Origin of the sequence: Legionella steigerwaltii, from assembly GCF_001468065.1 — a bacterium.
GTDB lineage: Bacteria > Pseudomonadota > Gammaproteobacteria > Legionellales > Legionellaceae > Legionella > Legionella steigerwaltii.
Map to the genome: position 1 here is coordinate 1 of NZ_LNYZ01000022.1, position 20,633 is coordinate 20,633.

Genomic DNA, 20,633 nt, shown 5'->3' on the forward strand with positions numbered 1-20,633 from the left:
TAAAATTATGAATTTTTTTAAGAAAAATGAGACTAAATATGCTGCATGGGAATAATCAACTTTTAGACGCCAGGGTAATATGATAATCGCTATTTGACTAGAATTTTCAGAGGACTTTACTTCATAAATTAAACTGCCTCCGAATTGGACAAAACCTGAGAGCTTTAATTGAGCATTTTTTCCTTTTTCATCATCCTTATCGAGAAAAACTCTAAGGTCGATTGGAAATTCAGGACTACTGGATTGAAAATAAAGTGAAAATTGATTATTCGTGGTCAAATCACAAAATTTATTTAGCATACTCTTAATCTCATTAAAATCTTTTTGATCTTGAGCAGCAATGAAGTCCATGATAGAAAAATTATCACCAGAATTATTCCTCATATAGGTGATTACATCATCATTAGGCTCCTGATGGGAAGGCTCTTCAAGCATTTGCAAATCCTGAATGGGATAAAACGTTTGATTACCACGTTGGGCTTTAATGTAGTGACAACGGATGCCATGTAATCCACTTCTGATTATGACTGAATTGACTTCAGGAGAATGCATATCTTCTGCAGGAAATTGAAAATTAAATTCAGTCACGTTAAGAAATTCAGGATAAGCAACCTGGGTAATAATAAATGTAGACTGATCACCCTCTTTCACTTTTTCTTCAAATTGAATTAAGTTGTATTTATTTTGTAACAAGGTTAAACGTCTTCTTATTTCTGTTGCCTTAGGACCTAAGGTAGGTAAAGGCGACGTTCTTAAATCAGTAAACGCCCCATCTGCACTATCGCGACTAGTTGATTCGCCAACATTAAATCCACCCTCATTTAATTCCATAAGCTGATTGATTCGGTTTTTAACACCAGTAATTGTCGAAGTGCCTTCTTTATCAATCATGGAAATAAGTTCAAGAATTGATTTCATAAATTTTTACCTACCTTTTGTTTCGTTTTAAAAATTAAATTTGGCCGAATAATATCTAAACCATGTCAAAAATAAAGCCCTTGAACAAAATATACTCTTGCGCTCGTTCATATTACCTAATGAATAAGTAGAACATATAAGACTGGGTATCCTACTAAAAATCAGTTAATATGGAGCATTAAATAACAAATCCGTGTTCTCTGTATGGCTGATAAAGAAAAAACGACTCATTTTGGTTACTCCACTGTTTCCTGGGATGAAAAAGAGAAGAAAGTAGCTGAAGTTTTTCATTCAGTAGCCAAAAACTATGATGTGATGAATGACTTAATGTCTTTAGGTATTCATCACCTGTGGAAACGCTATACTGTAGCCTTAAGTCAAGTACATCCGGGGCAGTTTGTCTTGGACTTAGCTGGTGGAAGTGGTGATTTAACACGATTATTATGTAAAAAAGTTGGGGAAACAGGCCGAGTTGTTCTTGCTGATATTAATTCGGCCATGCTTCAGGTGGGACGAAATCGTTTATTGGACGAAGGGTTATACAAAAATATTGATTACGTGCAAGGTAATGCTCAATGCCTTCCTTTTGCTGATAATACGTTTCATTGCATTACTATGGGGTTTGGTTTAAGAAACGTCACGGATAAAGAAGAAGCACTTCGTTCAATGTATCGGGTATGCAAGCCCGGGGGAAAAGTGATGATTCTCGAATTTTCCACACCTACATTTCCTGGATTAAAACCTATTTATGACTGGTATTCGTTTAATATTTTACCTAAAATAGGAGGATTTATTGCGCAGGACAAATCCAGTTATCAATACCTTGCTGAATCCATACGTATGCATCCAAATCAAACCAAACTAAAAGAAATGATTGAGCATGCGGGATTTGAAGACTGCCACTATGACAATCTCAGCGGAGGCATAGTTGCCTTGCACATTGCCTATAAATATTGAGTGCATTATGTTAAAAAAATATTCCTTAAAAGCGCTTCAAATAGCCATTAATAAAGCCGCCAAACTGGATGAACAGACGCCAGTCAAGCTAAAAGCACTTGATGATAAAATCCTTGAGATGATAATAAGCCCTTTAAATGTTAATTTTTTCATTCTTTTTAAAGACGGCGAAATCATCCTGCTTGATCGCTGCGATAGAGATGCAGATACCGTAATTCATAGCAATCCTTTAGGTTTAATCCGTCTCAGTTTATTACCCGCATCAAAAGCTCGCTCATTGTTTAATGATAAAATCCGCATGACTGGAGACACGGAATTAGGGCAACACGTAAAAAAACTATTTGATGAGATGGATATTGATTGGGAAGGACATTTGGCCCACTTTACTGGTGATGTGGTCGCACATCAAATTGGTTCTTTTGTGCGAAAAGGAATGTCACTCAAGAAGAAACTTGATGAATCCATGCGCCAAAATGTGTCCGAATACCTCCAAGAAGAGTTACGCGTGATTCCCTCAAAATATGAATTGGAAGATTTTTTTGCCGAAGTCGATGAGTTATCCTTAAGTGTTGAGCGTCTACAGGCTCATGTAAATCAACTAATAAGCCGCCATGAAATCAATTAAGAAACTCATTCGCCTGATTCATATTAATTATATTCTGGCCAAAAACGGCCTGGATAATGTAGTCGTGTCATTAAGATTGTTTGCACCGTTGCGTTTCATTGTTTATTTAAATCCCTGGAATTGGTTTCGCAAGGAACGTTTAACACATGGCGAAGCGCTTCGTAAGTCGTTGGAAGAACTGGGGCCTATTTTCATCAAATTTGGGCAAGCACTCTCTACTCGTCCCGATATTTTGCCTCTGGATATCGCCCTTGAGCTCAGCAAATTGCAAGATAAAGTTCCTCCATTCGCCAGTGAACAAGCAATGGCGATTATTGAAAAAGCTTATGGCTTATCCCCCTATGAAGTCTTTGCGGAATTTGATCCCATACCTTTGGCATCAGCCTCTATGGCGCAAGTCCATGCAGCAACACTGAAAACGGGCGAAGACGTGATTGTTAAAGTGCTACGACCTAATATGCGACGCATTATTGAGCAAGATTTGAGTATTATGCATACTATTGCCAAATGGGCAGATCGCTATTGGCCAGAGATTAGACGCTTAAAACCTAAGGAAATTGTAACAGAATTTGAACACACCTTACTCGATGAGCTTGACTTATCAAGAGAAGCTGCAAATGCAGCTCAATTAAGACGAAACTTTGAGCACTCTCCCATTTTATACATCCCGGAAATATATTGGGATTATTCCCGCCCCAATGTGATGGTGCTGGAGCGTATCCATGGCATACCTGTATCAGACATCAAAAGCTTGCAGGCGCATGGAGTGGACATAAAAAAACTCGCCGAACGTGGTGTTGAAATTTTCTTTACCCAAGTATTTCGCGATTGTTTTTTTCATGCGGACATGCATCCAGGAAATATTTTTGTCTCTTACAAAAATCCCAAAGAGCCACAATACATCTGCATTGACTTTGGCATTATGGGTACTTTAAATGACAATGATAAGCGATATTTAGCTGAAAATCTCTTAGCCTTTTTCAATCGAGATTACCGACGTGTCGCCGAATTACATGTTGAATCAGGCTGGGTTGCCCGTAACACACGTGTTGAAGAATTTGAAAGCGGTATTCGTACTGTATGCGAGCCTATTTTTGAACGGCCTTTAAAGGATATTTCCTTTGCGCAAGTGGTGTTGCGTCTTTTTCAGGTTGCGAGACGCTTCCATATGGAAGTGCAACCACAGCTGGTTTTATTACAAAAAACCTTACTGGCCGTAGAAGGACTAGGGCGCCAACTTTATCCCGATCTGGATTTGTGGGCCACTGCGAAACCTTTTCTCGAAAAATGGGTAAAAGACCAAATAGGGCCTAAAGCGTTTTTCACCCAATTAAAACATAATCTTCCGTTTTTTGCAGAACAATTACCCCACATGCCAAAACTGCTCTTTGATTTTCTAGAGCTTAAAAAAGAAGAATTAATAATAAATAAAGAGCGTGCCAACGCGCAGCCAGAAAATGAAAAATCAGCAGTACAATGGAATAGCATTGCAATTGGCGCAGGGCTTTCTTTCCTTCTAGTTAGCCTCTTAGACTATTTGCATCTTATCCACCACAAGCAGCTCGCTCCTCTTGCTTTAACCGGAGCCATTTTGACCGGTCTGTTTGTGCTTATTAACCGTAACGCGAGGAACTAACATGGGACTAAGTGGCATCAGCCCTCTTTCTTTATTATTAATTCTAGTCATTATTATTGCTCTTTTTGGCACTTCCAAATTAAAAACCATAGGTACGGATCTTGGCGAAGCGATTCGAAATTTCCGCAAAGCATTGAATGAAGAACAAACCAGTGAGTCGCCAAAAGAGGATGATAAATCCTCATGAGCAGTGGCGAACTTCTTGTCATTTTTATTGTTGCCCTCATTGTCTTTGGACCCAAGAAACTTCCAATGCTGGCAACACACTTAGGATTATTAGTCAGAAAGTTTAATCAACTTAAAACGCAAGCTGCTGCACTCTGGCAACAACAACTTAATGCACTTCAATTGCAAGAAAATCAACGTAAAGCGAAAGAGGCGGATGAACAATATAAAAAGGAACAATCATCCTAGCTGCTTCAAACCCTAAATTTTAAGAAAAAACATCCCCTCTTATCAATTACAATAAGAGGGGATGCATTAGATATCCATAAAGAAAGACTAAAATTAACGTCTTTTCAAGCCAAAAAATCCAGTTCGGAGAATTCCAGTTTTACCTACTGCTGCAGCAGGAGCAGGAGCTTTAGTCAATGCAGCGGGAGCAGCAGTCTTACCTACAGTCACTTTACGCAGCACAGTAACTTTTCCACCAACAAAGTTATTTCCTCCGCCTCCAACAATACCTCGAAATCCCATCATATGATAGCGTTGCATTACGCCAACATTAGCAACACCTGTCGCCTTTGTAACCGCTGGAGCATTGACTACTTTATTAGCCGGAACCACAGTTGCAGGTGCCGTAACTCCTGTTGCAGAACTTACATTGGCTACTCCGCTCGTCGAACTTGTTGCAGAACCCACATTGGCTACTCCAGTCGCCGTTGCAGAACCTGTGTTAACTACTGGCCCAACTTGAGCTCCAACTGCTGTACCTGTTGTTGTTGCTGTCGGAATCGCTTTAGCTCCAACTGCTGTGCCTGTTGTTGTTGCTGTCGGAATCGCTTTAGCTCCAGCAGCTGTACCTGTTGTTGTTGCTGCCGGAATCGCTTTAGCTGCAGCAGCTGTACCTTTTGTTGCCGTCGGAGCTACTTTAGCAGCCGCAGTGGTTTTCGCTACGCTAGTAGCAGCATAACTTGGTAAAACAAATGCAAAAGAAAGAACACTTCCTAAGCATGCCCTGGATAATATTGAATACAACATGATGATTGATACCTCTGCAAAAAATGAAAACATCAGGTAATTAATTAATCACCTATAAAAAGTATAGTTATGCGAGGTTGCATTTCAATCTTATTGCATGAATTTTACACTATCTTTAGACTTAAACCCCTTGTCTGGTCTGGTATAGAGCTCTATCAGCCCCTTCCGAAAGGTTTTTCATTTAAATTGTGCTAACTAGAAAAATCCATTGCTTATCAGATAAAAAAATATTCCCTCTTATCGATGACACAATAAGAGGGAATATGATGAGGTATTCCAACTATATAAACTGGAACTAGCGTTTTCTAAAGTTTAACACCCCGCGTGTAACTGTTACCTTGCCTACAGCTGCAGCCTTAGGCGTTGCTTTACGAGGGATAAGAGCACCAAGACCCGTTGTTTTTCCCCCAACGATAGTTCTAAATCCTGCCATTTTATAGCGTGCCGCTACAGCAGCATTAACTTTTGTAGTTGATACTTTCGCCGGAGCTAAAGCTATTCCTTTTGTTTGAGCTGCTGATACTCCTGTAACTGCAAGAGCATAACTAGGTAAAACGAGCGCAAATGAAAGAGCCGTTCCTAGGCATACTTTGGATAATTTTGAAGACAACATAATGAACCTCTGCAACAAATGAAAACATCTTTAGTAAGTAACGAGTTACTTAATAAAAAGTATAGTTTTCAAAGCAACATTTTCAATCTTATTGTTCAAATTTTACGAAATTTTTATCATTTAAACCACGCGATAAAGCCCTACTACAAGACTATGTATTTAATACTTGTTAAGATGCTTATAACTCATCTTGCGCACCCAGCCGTCAATAGGCCATATGTCTCAGCTCCTGCATGGCAATTTGATTCGCTTTGACGATGAGTTTGTATTTGATAGCGAAGTGGTTCATTTTTGTTTTGAATTTTAATAGTTCAAGTTTGCAATAAGCGATGATAGCGGCAAACACATGATTGCATTGAGTTCGGGCGGTCTTTGTTGACGACTTTGCTAAGCTCGCGTTTTGCTTTACTGACTTGTGATACTCTTCAATTCGCCACCGTTTCTGGTAGACCTCATAAAGACGTTCGGCACTGCTGGTCATATCATTAGAAACGAGATAGAGAACACCTGTAGAACCATTTTCGTTTTTGAAAGTTTTCTTTAATAGCCTGACTGAGAATTCTAATCCTTTAAGCCAGACTGTATGAGCGATGTCCTCTTCTAAATCTAAGTCTTTGACTTTTGTATACCGACCGTTTTTGGCGTCATCTTTGGATAAAGCTAATGTGCGATTAGATTTAATCCCAATAATAAAAGACTTTTGGAGGTCATTATGGATGTAAGCCATATTGGCCTTCGAGCCAAACCAGTTATCTGCAAGCACAAACTCAAATAAAACTTTGTTGTTAACAGCAAGGTCTATTAGCCTACGAAACAATTCGTTTTTAGCTGTAGCTGATTTTCGGCGCTCTTTTTTGGTCTTAACATCACAAAAGACAATGTCTTTTTTTATGACCTCATAGCCAACGGGGACACTAAAGTCATCATAGCGAATCATACAGCTTAAAATATTAATGCCTTTTAAAACTTCGCCTTTAGCATGAGAGTAGTGCCAACAATTAACCTCATTCTCCTCTGTATATGGTTTTTCTTCTATAGAATCGTCTAGTAACAAGACACCACCAGTAGCAGTCTGGTACTCACGAACAATTGATTTGACATACTGCCATAGCTCTTTTGAACTCAATTCATTTTTACTGAGAAATCGGCTCACTTGATCATGGCTTATTGCTCCGTCTACCATATCAGACAATCCTGTTGCGGTTGCATATTTATTTTGGCTTATCAGGTAATCAGTATAAATATCAAGCATCTGCATAAGTTTCCTTCCTTAAAAATCAGATGCAGAGTGTACTTAATTTTTACTATCTAGCAAGGGTTGGTGCGTAAGGCGAGTTATTAATTTTACAGTATGTCCATAGCACTGAAATACACGAGCCCAGTAATTCGCTCCACGACAAGACTCCATTGCAATAGTACACAACGGTAAATTAGCGATATTGGCAGATAGTTTTTCACGCTCAATACGTTGCTTTAAAACCCGCTTGCCAGAACTATCAACACCGTGTAGTTGAAAAATATTCTTGGCTATGTCTACGCCTAATACGCTAATATTCATTGTTGAACCTCCCATTCAGTTTCAAATTATCCAATTCGAACTCTAAGCTGGTAACAAACGGTTGCCAACTCAGTGGGTGGGATGGTTAATTACATTAAAGCCTCCATAGCAACTCTCCTTTCTTTTATTATGAAATGGTTAAAACATTCTGGCGCTTATTGACGCCTATTTAAAGGGAGGGTTCATTCCATTGTTTACTTATCATAAAACTTTCCCAATGATTAAAAGTGTTTATTTTGCGCTTTATAGTCAAATTGATGTCAAGTTTTAGGATAGCCACTTAATCAAAAGTCCAATTTATCAAGACGTGGTTCAACCGATTTTAAGTTCTCGAGTGATTGCTTGAGCTCGTCAGTTCTAACTTTATCAAGATGGTCTATAGCCAACAAATCTAGCTTGATGTCATAGCGCCCCGCACCGGACTCATTTTTATACATTATTTGTGCTTTCTTGTTGTTTGTTTTATATATAGCAAAATCAACCCCGAGACCTTTCGAATCAGAAATAGCTAATGGAAACCAGGGCTCTTCTCTTTTGGGGTGAAAGACAATCTCATAAGTTAGCTCCCGTGGTAACGTATCTTCCTCAAACGTAGGCGTTGGATCAAACGAACGGTCATTCCGGCAATATTCATTAACCACATGGGCTGGAAGATCACGCTGTTCTTTACCAATGATTGTCCATGAGTCTTCCCCAGCCTTCCAAATATGCCGGGGAATACCTTGAATTTCACCATGTTTATTTATATCGTATGAATAATTATATACATCAATATAATTTTTTAATGCGGTTTTGAGTGGTGTAAAGTCAAAATGGTTTGAAATCTTAAACTTACCATGTTGCTTATAAGACAACCCAATCTTCTCGATATTCTCACAGCGCTTGAGCATCGCCGCTTTTGTCTCTGCGTTCATATATTTTTCTAGCATCCTGCACATGTGAGTATCCTTTGCCCAATAAGCGTATTCATATGCGCTGATGTTCTCGAAGGTTCTACCCGAATAATCAGTTACTGTGCCACGTGCTAGCAGCAACTCAGGGTGCATGCTCACTATCTTTTCGGCCATATCCTGTTTTCCTGTCGCTACATTCAGCAACAACTGAGCTGATAAATCGTCTAGCTTATCCGGTTTGAATAAGGTATGTGTACCTTTGTATATTCCCAAAAGGGCGCTCATATCCTTCTCTTTTTGGGGCTCCCCCTTCATAAAAGAGCGTATTTTATCAGAATAAGGCAGCAATAGAGGGAGTAGGTGAAGATGACCTTTTATCCATGCGACGTCAGCGGGATAAAGTTCAATTAATGGATCACTATTTTCATCATCTGTTTCTTGCCCGGTAATAAAATAATTTAGTCTATTGAATACCAACTCGTTGTTTGCAGTATTTTCTTTTTCACACAATAAACTAATCAGTATTTTTTTAGATGTTTTAAATGGTGGTATTGGTTTTTCTTGTTTTGTGAGCAAAAACTGCGCTATCTCTAAATTCCCCTCCATAGCAGCAAAAAATAGTGGTGTTGCGCCTGTTTCTAAAGGTGTGTTTAGATTGACGCCTAATTGGTCCAATGCTTTTAGTATTTTCAATTGTCCTTTACGAATCGCTTGAACGGAAAGGGGTAATCCCTCGCTTAAGGAGGTACCTAGATTAACTCCCAATTTACATAATACCTCAAGTCCTGCTATAAGACCCTTTTCCACGCAAAACCCAGCAGGTGTTAGGCCTTTTTCAGTAGGTGCATTCAGACAAGTAGAAATGTAGTTTTTTTTGTCTTCATCACGTTGCGTTTTCATGAGAAATTGAATTAATTTTTGATACTTAGGCGTAGTAATAATGTCGAAGAATACAAGACTTAATAATGAGGGGGTTTTGTTGTTTTCAATTCGACACATTGTCTTTAGTAGAGGTAGCGAAATAGAAGTATTGGTTTTTTCGAGGGAAGCGAGAAGATTGAGGAATATTGTTGTCAGGATACTCGGATTCCATTCTGCCAGCCATGCAAATAAATTTTCATTATTGCTATTAAATTGGTAACCACTAGAGTTGAATTCTTTTAGCGGAACCTCAAATAAATAATGTTCTACTTTTGGCGATTCTAATAGTTTTTTTAGAGCGCTAAAATCGCCACCAATATATAAATTAACTAACTTTTTAATATAATCAAACTCTTTGTCTTTTGTCGAGGAAGAAGCCGATGCTTTTTTCTTTGATGAGGCCTTGGGTTTCTTAGATTTTGTTGGGGGTTCGTTAGCGTTTTTTACACTGTCTTGAGGTTTCGTTTCAGGATTAGAAATAATGGGCGTTGTCATCTTAGGAGAATAAGGCTTAGCCAAATTGATTTGGTTTTCAATCTCCTGTGGATTTAGGCCAAGGTTAAATTCCATAATGCCTCGAGCTACCACTATATTTCCTTCTTGTAAATGGGGGGATACTTGGGCTTGCCATTTTGCTCGTTCTGCTTCAGGCGTTGCATGCACTCCAGGTTCTAAGGCATCGAATTGATTAAGCGGCAGTTCTCCCATTAGTTGGGTTGTGAGATTTTTCCAATGCTTTGGTTGTTCATCATAAAAAAAGACATGTTTTTGCGCACGAGTTATAGAAACATAGAGCGCATTTAACGCATTCCATTGATCCAGCGTCAGTTGGTCGGCTGGATTTTTTTTGGTAAGAGAGGATATTGCATTAACCTTAGAAACAGGATTCCAGAGTATTACCGTATCAAAATCAAGTCCAATGGCTTGTTCCGGACTTAAAATATTGTTGGTGCCTAGCTGTTCATTAATGAGCAAGCGTTCTTCTGAGGATACAGCGTGGAAAGCAATGACAGCGGTTCCTGCTAAAGCCCCAAGATATTTTATAGCGGGAAAACCCGCTGTGTTAAGCCAGCTTACGATTCCTTTTTCAAGACTTTTTGAGACAATGTCTTTGTAAACACGTCGTTGATTTCCGTTATCCATATCGTATTTCGTTTTCATTAAATGATTACCTACCTCGGTTACTTTACGAGGACAGCGCCAGGTATAAGTTAATAGTTGCTCGGTATAGTTTTTTCCATAATAGAGATATAACAACTCTTTGAGGCAATTATGAATGTAGGGTGATGAGAGTAGACATTGTTCGCTATCCAAAGAAGAAACAAAATGACGTTCCATTGCCAGAGGGATTAATGATTTTAATGCTATGGGTGGTAGATTTTGTGTTTCATCCAAGTAAATTGCAGTATAGGGCTGCGTGCGCTCTGGATTTAGAGGGGTAACAATGGGATCGAATAATTTGCTTTCCGCGAGATGAGCTTGCCATTGATCCAATAATTTAATTAATAATTCTTGTTTGGGTTTATTATCGAAATAATAGCATTGGCGTGCGCACAGTTTAAGGTATTTTTCTGCTCCTAAGGCAGCAATTAAACTGAGCTCGTAATGGATGATTTTGCTGGAGCCTTCAATCGGTTGTTTTTGTAGCCATTGGGCAAAGAAGGCCTCATGAACTGGAGTAGACTGTGGGTAGTGACTTTGTAGTAAATCGTGCCAGGTGCTGAAGGTGATTGTGTATTGGTTATTGGGTTTATCTGCTTGGTACAAGCCTTCGTGCAGGGTGACTAAATGTTTTGAGGAAGAGAGAAAAAGCACTGGCGCTGGGTTGACGCTGTTATCGTTTATATTGTTTACATAGCGCCACATGATGTTGTATAAAGTACTGGTTTTTCCTGCCCCAGGAGGACCTAACAGTACTAAAGGTGGTTTGTTTTGACGTGCTTTGTCTTGGCTTTCATCCAAAACAAGTGTTTTCCCTTTATAAGGTATGGTAGGTTTGAACGTAATTGGCTTCGATTCTATATTAACTGGCGATTCGTTGTCTTTTGGAGCAAGATCCATAGCAAGGTAACGCTTAGTAGTTTTAGAGGCCTCGAGCTGTTTTTTCAATTGAGCGTAATTGTGATCGTCCATCACCCCTAAAACAAGTAACGTGTTTTGTTCTTCATGAATCTGATAGGTAAAAATTAGACGAATTTTGTCGTTGATTTTTGCTCTATAAACCGCGTTTCCTTGATAGGCCATTCCCACCAGTTTTTTGATTTGTGGTGTATGTAATTTCCCAGATAAAATATCTTGAAGTAGTCGATTGTGGGTCTTAAGCTCTGATTCGCTAATGCGGTTATCATCAAAGAGAATTATGGGCATCACTAATTATCCTGGGCAGTCTTTTATGATTAAAAAACAATCACTTATGATTAAAAAAAACAATCATTGTATTGAAAATTCCGGCATCGTCAAGTTAACTTTTATGAATGTAGGGAAGAATGCTTGATAAATTTTAGGCGCAAAGAATCTGGGAAGCAGCTGATTGCCAAATGTCTTTAGCCCTGTGAAATTAGATTCGTTGATTTAGTGCGGAGTTGGTATAGCGCCCAACGGCGGCTGCGAAGATATTTCTGGTTTTTCCCATCAAAGCCAGGACGTTCTGAGCACCGGCTGGTGATTTAAAGCGGATGAGAGATTTTTCTTTTCTGCGTGTGGGCTGATGAGTATTTTCCACGCGATTATTTAATCCCTTATGCGACCGCTCGCCATAAGTAATAAATCTCTCCGTTGATGCGCGGCTGTTGCTCATCTAAATGCGATTTATCCGATAGCTTTGACTCTCGCTTCTTAATCACACTCTTAAAATGAGGGCCAAATTTGATGCACCATTGGCGTATCGTTTCATAGCTTACCTCAATCCCACGAGACAACAAACGCTCCGAAACATCTCGGTAGCTCTCATTAAACCAATGATAACTCCATACGCAAATACTGATTATCTCTACAGGATATCTATATCTTTTTGGGCTCTTTCGTAGCATCTGCGGCGACTCAATAAATAAATCTCAGTGTACCTCAAAAGTTAACTTGACGATGCCCTCGGCTATGTTAAAAAGGATAGTGTCTTTACCATAGACTTTTTTTACATAATTGATAAGCTTTTTAACGACACGTTTTTGGCTATATCAATACTTAATAAGCTAATATTCATTCATGAACCTCCCATCTAGTTTCAAAATTGTCAATTTGAATTCTAAGCTGGTAACAATTAATTGCCAACTCAGTGGATGGGGTGGTTCATTGCATTAAATGCCTTATCATCGCTTATTGCAAACTTGAACTATTAAAATTCAAAATAAAATTCAAAACAAAAATGAACCACTTCGCTATCAAATACAAACTCATCGTCAAAGCGAATCAAATTGCCATGCAGGAGCTGAGAAATATGGCCTATTGACAGCTGGGTGCGTAAGGTGAGTTATAATAGTTTTTACGGATTGTAATGTATCTTCAACCCGGGATAAAAAAAGATAAAATCTATAACCTTATAGAGATACACTCATGAACTTTCAAAAAGACTTATCTAAAGATGCTGCACTTAAATTCATTATCCTTACGGGTATTGTGAGTCTCTTTGCTGACATGACCTATGAAGGATCGCGCAGTATCACCGGGCCATATTTGGCATTATTAGGAGCCAATGCAGCTGTTGTTGGATTTGTATCAGGTTTTGGGGAACTGTTAGGTTATGTTCTACGTATGGTATCAGGTTATCTTGCTGATCGTACGCACAAGTATTGGACCATTACCATTTTTGGCTATACCTGTAACTTATTAGCAGTTCCTTTGTTAGCCATAGCCGGTCATTGGTGGATTGCCGCTGTTTTAATTATTACGGAACGTGTAGGTAAAGGGATTCGTACACCGGCTCGCGATGCCATGCTTGCCCATGCAGGACACCAAAAAGGACTGGGTTGGGCATTTGGCTTACATGAAGCATTGGATCAAACGGGTGCTATGTTAGGTCCCTTGATTATTGCTCTAGCACTTTATTTTAAAATGGGATATCAGTACTGTTTCGCCTTACTTCTAATCCCTGCATTATGTGCCTTAAGTACTTTATTGCTCGCACGATGGCTCTATCCGCGTCCTCAGGATCTGGAGGTACATCACGACACGCTTGAAGTGACTGGCATGAGTATGAACACCGCTTTTTGGCTGTACTTATCAGGGGCAGCACTTATAGCAGCAGGCTATGCCGATTTTCCCTTAATCGCATTTCACTTTCAAAAAACAGGTCTTTTATCCCCGCTGTGGATTCCAATTTCTTATGCCATAGCAAAAGGATTTAATATTATAAGTGCCCCATTACTTGGATCTCTTTATGATCGTCATGGTTTTATTATTTTAGTGATTGTTTCTTTTTTATCTTGTTTTTTTGCGCCTTTAGTCTTTTTTGGCAATTCCAGTGTAGCTTTAGCAGGAGTTATTTTATGGAGCATTGGTGTATGTGCTCATGAATCACTAATGCGTGCCATAGTTGGCGGTATGGTACCGAAAGAAAAACGAGGTTCAGCTTATGGAGTTTTCAATACCGGATTTGGTATTTTTTGGTTTTTAGGGAGTGTTGTAATGGGCGTACTTTACGACATTTCCATTTCAGCACTGGTTATCTTCTCCATTGCAACCCAACTACTGGCGTTTCCTTTCTTAGGTATGGTTATGAAAAAATTGAAAAAATGAATGCCTTTATTTTTGTGCAGCCAATTTTTTTAAATGTTCACCGGATAAACGAAACTGCAGTAAATCCGTTCGCGGAGTTGCTCCGATAAATTTGAAGAATTCGATGCCTTTTTTATTCCAGGTCACTGCATGTCCTTCCATGCGGCAACATTCTTTCTCAATTGCCAATTGAGCAAGATTCGACAACAATGCAGTTCCCAATCCATAGTTACGATAGAGTTCATCTACAAATAGCTCTTCGATATAAAGAATGGGCGACCCTTCTGAGGAAGAGTAGGAGAAAAAAAATAAGGCATAACCGGCCGGCTTTCTTTTATGTTCAGCCAGTAAGACATAAAAATACCTATTTCGCCCAAAACCGTGAGACTCAATTTTATCTAAAGTTAAATTGACCTCTTCCGGTTTTTTTCGTTCATGCTCAGCCAATTTTTTTACTAAAGAAAGGATTTCTTCTTTATCTTTTTTCTTAGCAATTCGAAAAGTAAATTCCATTTCGTACCTCCACAACCCAAAATCTTAATCAAACCGGTTTACAGGTTGATGACAATAAGGTGCTTTATGATGTTTGGCATAATAATCCTGATGGTATTCTTCTGCCGGCCAAAATGTTTGTACTGAAAAAAGACGCGTAGCAACTTGGTAGCCTCTTTTTTGCAGCATTTGAATTAAGGTTTCCGCTTCCTCTAATTGTTCTTGATTGTAATAAAATACAGCGCTTTGATATTGCTGGCCAATGTCAGGACCTTGCCCTGATTTTTGTGTGGGATCATGAATTTCAAAAAAACGTTTTAAAACCTGGTGGTAATCCGTTTTGGCTTTATCATAAATAACTCGCACTGCTTCATAATGTCCGGTATTGCCTTGGCACACTTGTTCATAGCTTGGTTCTGAGGTAACACCACCTGTATAGCCTGCCTCAACACGAAGAACTCCGGGGATTTGCTTTAAAAAATGATCAACCCCCCAGAAGCATCCACCAGCCATAATCGCTTCTTCAGTATCCAATACCAGGCTGTCTGCTACAAAATCAATGGAAGCTGAATTGACACAATGACGCAAATTCTTTTGCGTAAAATATTCTCCGGTAAAGACATGTCCTAAATGTGCGTCACAGCGTGAGCAGAGTATTTCCATACGTCTGCCATCGCGGTCAGGAATCTGTCTCACCGCATGGACAATATTATCATCAAAACTAGGCCAGCCGCACCCGGAACTGAATTGGCTTGACCCACGAAATAAGGCCAAACCACAGCGCCTGCACAAATAAGTACCGATTGTCATTACAAAATTGTAGGTGCCTGTATGAGGATATTCTGTGGCTTTATCACAGATTACCCTTTTTGCTAAAGGAGTTAAGCTGGCTGTTTTATCTAGATAATTGTCCATAACGCTACCTTTGTTGCCCTTGGCAAATTTTATCTGCTAGATACCCTACGGCTCCTGCATAATAGATGGAATTATTGTAATGCAAAATCATCTTATAATTAGGGAAGGTTAAGAATGTTGGGCCACCCAATGGTTGAACGATACTACCTTGCAGATTTTGATAAGGTAAAGGCTTGCCATCTTCTGTGCGCACCCCTAAAGAATTCCATTCACTCACCGGTTTCACAATGGTTTTACCCTCCATTGCCATATCAAATTTACGAGGCAATTTGACTTGGATTGCCCATGGCTCACCAGTTTGCCATCCGTTTTGCTTCATGTAGTTTGCAATTGAAGCGAATACGTCAGGTTTACTCCTCCAAATGTCTTTTCGACCATCACCATCGTAATCTACAGCGTATTTAACCCAGCTCGAAGGTAAAAATTGCGGTTGGCCTGAGGCTCCTGCCCACTCTCCCTTGAAATCAGCCAAGTCAACATGCCCTTCATTCAGAATCCGTAAGGCAATAAATAACTCTTTACGGAAAAAATCTTTTCGATTGGAGTCATAAGCAAGGGTCGCTAAGGCTTTCACTACGGGGAAATTCCCCATATATGTACCATAACTTGTTTCCATACCCCAAAATGAAACAATAAAGCAAGGATTGACCCCATATTGTTTGGCTACTGCTTCTAATACAGCCTGGTTCTTTTTATATTCCTTGCGTCCTATGGCAATTCTATAAGCATCGACGCGCGTGTTGCGGTATTTAATAAAAGTAAGCCGATGTTCTGGTTGCGAATGTAAAAGACCTTTAATTTGATGGCTTGGTTCATGGATCCCTGCAAAGGCTTCATCAAAAATGTCTGCTGAAATCCCTTTTTCTAACGCTTCCGCTCTGATACCTGCAACCCAATCATTCCAATTTTGTTGTGCAAAGGCAGCATGATGTATTAGAACACATGCGATAATCGCAAGTCCCCATTTTTTCATAGCCCTTCCCCCTGTTTTTTAAGTTATCTGATTGCCATCTTAATACTTAAGATAGACCATTTATCATAGCCTTGCTCCAATGTAGCCTGGGTGCAGCGCAGCGGAACCCGGGAAAACCTTTGATAGAAAACCCGGGTTCCGCTGCGCTGCACCCAGGCTACATAAAATCCAGGCCAGCAAAGTTAAGCGATTATACCGCGTGTATTACAATGCTTCCATAAATGCGGTTAAATCGGCCTTTTCATCTTGAGTTAACTGCAATTGCAAAACTATGTTAAAAAATTCAACTGTGTCTGCAAGAGTTAACAGACGACCATCATGTAAGTAAGGTGGCGAATCTTTGATTCCTCGTAAAGGGAATGTTTTTATCGGTCCATCGCCCACTGCTTTCACGCCATTAATCATCTGTGGTTGATAGAATCGTTCCGTCTGTAAATTATGCATAGTATTGTCTGTATAGTAAGGTGGTGTGTGACAGCTGGAGCATTTTGCCTTACCAAAGAATAATTCTTGTCCACGTAATTCTGCGGGACTTGCTTTGGCCTGGTCCAACTTACCTTCCCAAGTCAATTTAGGTGCCGGAGGAAAATCTAGAATTTCTTGGAATTCGGCCATGAAATGAACCTGGCTACCCCGTTCCAGAATATTGACGCCTTTTTTAGTCGCAATAACCGGATCACCATCAAAGTAGGCTGCTCGTTGTTCAAACTCAGTAAAGTCTTCAACTGTCTTTAATGCACGTTGAGAACCAAATAATCTTTGGATATTCACACCGCGTAAGGTTGGGGTATCGATACGATGGCGAAATTCTTGAGGTCTAACATCACCAGCCAAATGCGTTGCTTTGTTCGTATGCCCATTGGTATGACAATCAAAACACGCCACGCCACGACTTGGTTTTACTGTACGTCGATCTTCAGTTTGGTTGAATTGTTGTTGAGGAAATGGAGTAAGCAACAACCGCAATCCCTCGATTTGTTTCGGATTCAATATCCCATTAAATAATTCATAATAGTTTTCGAGCGTGACTACTTTACCTTGCGATACATCACCCAGATCAGGTCGGGTCGTCAGATAAATAGGAGAAGGATATGGAGGTAAAAAATGATCCGGAATATCAAAATCCAAATCAAAACGGGTCAAATCTCTATCTTCCTGTTTTTTAATTTCATCGATAACAAATTTGGGGAATAACATCCCTCCTTCGGGATGATTGGGATGAGGCAATGGTAAGAATCCCTGTGGGAATAGGCCTTTTTTCTTAATCTCCTCGGGACTCATTTTAGCCAGCTGCTCCCATGTAATCCCCTGAGGAAGCTTCACGCGCACACCCTCTTGGATGGGTTTTCCACCAGACATTTTCACCGTTTTCGAAGGATTATTGCTTAAGTCATAACGCTTTTTTAATAGTTCTTGCTGACGCTCATTAATCGCTTCTTTTGCACTACTCATGCGCTGCAAAATACTATTAAACGTCTCGTGAATCACCACAGGCAAATAACTTGAGGGAACTTGGTCATTATTTGAAGAGCTAGTTTGTTGCGAGGCAGAATCAGCAAAAGAAATAGAAAAAAGGCCCAATGTTAAGACCATCACGCCCCAAAATTTTTTTAACATGTGCAAGTCCATTTAATGATAAAAAGAGTTTTTCATCATAAGGTACTTATAAATTGCATGCAATAGAGCAATAAATTGGACATGTAACATGTGGCCTGGGTGCAGCGCAGCGGAACCCGGGAAATAAAATAGTACCGATCCCCGGGTTCCGCTGCGCTGCACCCAGGCTACAAACTAAGTGTAAACACATTTCATTAAATTTTAGTCTACTATTTGTATATAAGACAAACAAAACCCCTAGGTGTTATTATGTTTAAAGAAATGAGCAGTAGCACTACCATTTCATGGCCTGATAATCTTCATAAACTAGCTGAGCAATATAACTCGCTTGCAAGAAAATATGAAAATGCTCAAACGCCACAAAAAGCTGAAGCTTTTCTTGAGCAAATTAAAGAATTAGGACGTAACCTATTCAACAATATGCAAAAGTCAAAGGACGCTACAGAGTCTTATCGACTAAAACAAATAGTTGATGCAATAGGTACTGGACTTGACTCTATAAAAAAAGCACAGACAGAACCGGTCAAAGAAGAAGGGGGGGAAGATGAAGAATTATTTGATCAGGTAAGAGCTCGAAGCAGTGCAGTAGGTAGTGCATCAGATGTAGTTCATTCATTTAAGGATCGACTCGAACACAAATCTGATAACCCAAAAGATGATGAGGAGGAGCATCCTCATATGTAATCTCTTAAAAGTCCAACTGGTCTATTACTCGCTGCGTAGGGATACTACCGGCTCTAATTTTGCGGCGCGTCGTGCAGGATAAAAACCAAAGAAAATTCCAGTGGCCGCTGATACTAAAAATCCAGCTACTGGAGGAAGAAAATAGATTGAAAAATTCCAATCACTAAAATAGGCTAAAATGCGTGTAAAAATTAGCCCTAAAAGCACCCCAAGGATACCTCCCAATAAAGAAAGCATCACTGATTCGGCTAGGAATAGTGCCTGAATCTCACTATTTTTGGCACCAACGGCCTTACGAATACCAATTTCTTTTTTACGCTCACTAACTGAAACCAACATGACATTCATCACCCCAATGCCACCAACCAGAAGTGAAATGCCACCAATTACCGCAAGCAATAAAGTAAAAATATGTCCTTGATTTTCCATGCTGGCAATAATTTGTTTTGCACTACGTGGGAAAACACTCAATTTGGGAGCGATTGAACCAATAATTTGTTTTATTTCTTCAATCACCTCATCTATAGGACTATCAGGTTTCAACTCCATAACCACATTGTTCACCTTCGCATCCTTACTAACGAGACTAATTCCAGCCAATGGAATAATCGCCGCCTGATTGACATCTTCATTGAAAAAGCCATTTTCTTTCCAAGGCTCAGCCACACCAATAATCGTATACAAGGATTGTCCTATGCGTAATTGTTTGCCTATAGGATCATCAAAACTGATCTCTTGGATTTGTCGCGCTAAACCAGCTCCAATGACACAATAGTGTTCATAAGATTCAACAAAAGAAACAAAATGCCCGGCAGCTAATTTGATATGCACAATTTTTGCCAAATGCTCATTCGCACCGATGACAGCCCCTTGCATTTGTTTGCCTTGAAAACTCAAGGGTTGATATGCGGTACTATAGGGTGCCATATCAACTATATAGGGTATTCGCTCAGGCAATTGCTCCCATTGCGCGACAGAAATTGACTCCATACTTCCAGAAGATGATTTGTCCGTCGTTTTGGGATAAACCGCTACTGCCAATAAATCGGTACCTAATGCCTTGAATTGGGCTAATGCTTTTTCCGTAGCGAGTTGACCACTACTAATTAAAGCTACAACTGCAGCAGTACCCACTAAAATGCCTAAAACCGCTAAAAAAGAACGTAACTTAGCGGCGGTCAAATTCACTAGCGCTTGCTGACAATGTCTGGCAAAATTCATGATGCAGTCTCCGCCATCACAAAACCATCCACAAGCGTGATTTTTCGCTGGCACAATGCTGCAATCTGCTCATCATGGGTAATCATAATGATACTACGTCCCTGTGCATGCAAACTTAAAAATAAATTCATTACGTCATTGCCGGTACGTGAATCAAGAGCACCCGTAGGTTCGTCTGCCAAAATCACTTGCGGTTCCGTTACCAAAGCACGAGCGATGGCAACGCGTTGCTGTTGTCCACCAGATAATTGTGTGGGGCGGTGTTGTGCATACTGATGCATCCCGACGCGCTCAAGAGCAGCAAGTACCCGTTCCTTAATTTCAGCAGCACCAACGCCACGATAAATTAGTGGCAAGGCTACATTTTGCATAGCACTAAATCTGGGTAATAAATTGAATTGCTGGAAAACAAAACCGATGTTTTGATTTCGTAATTCCGCCAATTCATCATCACTCAATGCAGCAACATTACGATTTTTCAATAAATAGGTTCCAGAATCGGCTTTATCCAGAAGTCCCATAATATTCATCAAAGTCGATTTACCTGAACCAGAAGCTCCTACAATCGCAAGTAAATCTCCTTCATGCACTGTAAGTGAGACTTCTTTTAAAATCGTGGTGCTGATACCTTCAAGATGGTACGTCTTAATAAGATTGGAAAGCATCATTAATGGTGGCTGCGTCTTTTTTACACTGCTGG

Annotated in this window: 20 protein-coding genes and 1 pseudogene; 8 read left to right on the forward strand and 13 right to left on the reverse strand. The window is 39.8% G+C overall.

Going from position 1 to position 20,633, the window contains the following annotated elements; all coding sequences use genetic code 11:
* The coding region (locus Lstg_RS12460) for a hypothetical protein (protein WP_156413870.1) at window positions 1-918 on the reverse strand (918 nt) is incomplete at its 3' end.
* 204 nt (window positions 919-1,122) lie between these two features.
* Between Lstg_RS12460 and ubiE the strand changes: the two genes are divergently transcribed.
* From ubiE to Lstg_RS12485, 5 genes are read left to right on the forward strand one after another with little or no spacing between them, the layout of a single operon-like run.
* Entirely contained in the window at window positions 1,123-1,875 is a 753-nt protein-coding gene (gene ubiE, locus Lstg_RS12465; RefSeq protein WP_058478016.1) for a bifunctional demethylmenaquinone methyltransferase/2-methoxy-6-polyprenyl-1,4-benzoquinol methylase UbiE, read from the forward strand.
* A 7-nt stretch (window positions 1,876-1,882) separates the two neighbouring features.
* The gene (locus Lstg_RS12470) at window positions 1,883-2,500 is read left to right on the forward strand and encodes a ubiquinone biosynthesis accessory factor UbiJ (RefSeq protein WP_058478017.1); all 618 of its coding nucleotides are present in this window, start codon (window positions 1,883-1,885) and stop codon (window positions 2,498-2,500) included.
* Window positions 2,487-4,136, forward strand: coding sequence for a ubiquinone biosynthesis regulatory protein kinase UbiB (gene ubiB / locus Lstg_RS12475; RefSeq protein WP_058478018.1), 1,650 nt, complete (start codon window positions 2,487-2,489; stop codon window positions 4,134-4,136). The genes Lstg_RS12470 and ubiB overlap by 14 nt, the downstream gene beginning before the upstream one ends.
* Window position 4,137: 1 nt before the next feature.
* A complete protein-coding gene (tatA, locus tag Lstg_RS12480; RefSeq protein WP_058478019.1) occupies window positions 4,138-4,323 on the forward strand; it encodes a twin-arginine translocase TatA/TatE family subunit in 186 nt (61 codons plus the stop codon).
* Window positions 4,320-4,550 (forward strand): Sec-independent protein translocase subunit TatA/TatB, encoded by a 231-nt coding sequence (locus tag Lstg_RS12485; protein ID WP_058478020.1) that lies wholly within the window; start codon window positions 4,320-4,322, stop codon window positions 4,548-4,550. The genes tatA and Lstg_RS12485 overlap by 4 nt, the downstream gene beginning before the upstream one ends.
* Window positions 4,551-4,643: 93 nt before the next feature.
* Here the strand turns inward: Lstg_RS12485 and Lstg_RS12490 are convergent, their stop codons facing one another.
* From Lstg_RS12490 to Lstg_RS17725, 6 genes are all read right to left on the reverse strand, one after another.
* Window positions 4,644-5,336, reverse strand: coding sequence for a hypothetical protein (locus tag Lstg_RS12490; RefSeq protein ID WP_133129214.1), 693 nt, complete (start codon window positions 5,334-5,336; stop codon window positions 4,644-4,646).
* Between the two features lie 295 nt (window positions 5,337-5,631).
* Window positions 5,632-5,949: a hypothetical protein gene (locus Lstg_RS12495; RefSeq protein ID WP_058478022.1), complete on the reverse strand. Its 318-nt coding sequence runs from the start codon at window positions 5,947-5,949 to the stop codon at window positions 5,632-5,634.
* 205 nt (window positions 5,950-6,154) lie between these two features.
* Window positions 6,155-7,207 carry an IS701 family transposase gene (locus tag Lstg_RS12500; RefSeq protein ID WP_058478023.1) on the reverse strand — a complete coding sequence of 351 codons (1,053 nt, stop codon included), beginning with the start codon at window positions 7,205-7,207 and terminating at the stop codon, window positions 6,155-6,157.
* A 36-nt stretch (window positions 7,208-7,243) separates the two neighbouring features.
* On the reverse strand, window positions 7,244-7,507 hold the full coding sequence (locus Lstg_RS12505) for an IS110 family transposase (RefSeq protein WP_058478024.1): 264 nt from the start codon (window positions 7,505-7,507) through the stop codon (window positions 7,244-7,246).
* Between the two features lie 284 nt (window positions 7,508-7,791).
* Entirely contained in the window at window positions 7,792-11,688 is a 3,897-nt protein-coding gene (locus tag Lstg_RS12510; protein ID WP_058478025.1) for an ankyrin repeat domain-containing protein, read from the reverse strand.
* Window positions 11,689-12,059: 371 nt separating this feature from the next.
* Window positions 12,060-12,350, reverse strand: a complete 291-nt coding sequence (locus Lstg_RS17725; RefSeq protein ID WP_133129215.1) for an IS6 family transposase — start codon at window positions 12,348-12,350, stop codon at window positions 12,060-12,062.
* Between the two features lie 275 nt (window positions 12,351-12,625).
* Between Lstg_RS17725 and Lstg_RS18200 the strand changes: the two are divergent.
* Window positions 12,626-12,766: pseudogene (locus Lstg_RS18200) on the forward strand (IS701 family transposase); the annotation flags it as partial.
* A 104-nt stretch (window positions 12,767-12,870) separates the two neighbouring features.
* Entirely contained in the window at window positions 12,871-14,052 is a 1,182-nt protein-coding gene (locus tag Lstg_RS12520) for an MFS transporter (protein WP_058478027.1), read from the forward strand.
* Between the two features lie 6 nt (window positions 14,053-14,058).
* Here Lstg_RS12520 and Lstg_RS12525 read toward each other — a convergent pair whose 3' ends face one another.
* The 4 genes from Lstg_RS12525 to Lstg_RS12540 form a co-directional block, all read right to left on the reverse strand.
* Complete coding sequence (locus Lstg_RS12525) at window positions 14,059-14,544, reverse strand: GNAT family N-acetyltransferase (RefSeq protein WP_058478028.1); 486 nt, start codon at window positions 14,542-14,544, stop codon at window positions 14,059-14,061.
* 24 nt (window positions 14,545-14,568) lie between these two features.
* Window positions 14,569-15,438, reverse strand: coding sequence for a bifunctional methionine sulfoxide reductase B/A protein (locus Lstg_RS12530; RefSeq protein WP_058478029.1), 870 nt, complete (start codon window positions 15,436-15,438; stop codon window positions 14,569-14,571).
* 4 nt (window positions 15,439-15,442) lie between these two features.
* On the reverse strand, window positions 15,443-16,411 hold the full coding sequence (locus Lstg_RS12535) for a lytic murein transglycosylase (protein WP_058478030.1): 969 nt from the start codon (window positions 16,409-16,411) through the stop codon (window positions 15,443-15,445).
* A gap of 204 nt (window positions 16,412-16,615) precedes the next feature.
* Window positions 16,616-18,028 carry a hypothetical protein gene (locus Lstg_RS12540; RefSeq protein WP_058478031.1) on the reverse strand — a complete coding sequence of 471 codons (1,413 nt, stop codon included), beginning with the start codon at window positions 18,026-18,028 and terminating at the stop codon, window positions 16,616-16,618.
* A 249-nt stretch (window positions 18,029-18,277) separates the two neighbouring features.
* On the opposite strand from Lstg_RS12540, the gene Lstg_RS12545 reads away from it, so the two are divergent.
* Window positions 18,278-18,712, forward strand: coding sequence for a hypothetical protein (locus Lstg_RS12545; RefSeq protein WP_058478032.1), 435 nt, complete (start codon window positions 18,278-18,280; stop codon window positions 18,710-18,712).
* 24 nt (window positions 18,713-18,736) lie between these two features.
* Here the strand turns inward: Lstg_RS12545 and Lstg_RS12550 are convergent, their stop codons facing one another.
* Window positions 18,737-19,933 carry an ABC transporter permease gene (locus Lstg_RS12550; RefSeq protein WP_058478033.1) on the reverse strand — a complete coding sequence of 399 codons (1,197 nt, stop codon included), beginning with the start codon at window positions 19,931-19,933 and terminating at the stop codon, window positions 18,737-18,739.
* Window positions 19,930-20,601: an ABC transporter ATP-binding protein gene (locus Lstg_RS12555; protein ID WP_058478050.1), complete on the reverse strand. Its 672-nt coding sequence runs from the start codon at window positions 20,599-20,601 to the stop codon at window positions 19,930-19,932. Before Lstg_RS12555 ends, Lstg_RS12550 begins: the two co-directional genes overlap by 4 nt.
* Window positions 20,602-20,633: the final 32 nt, after the last annotated feature.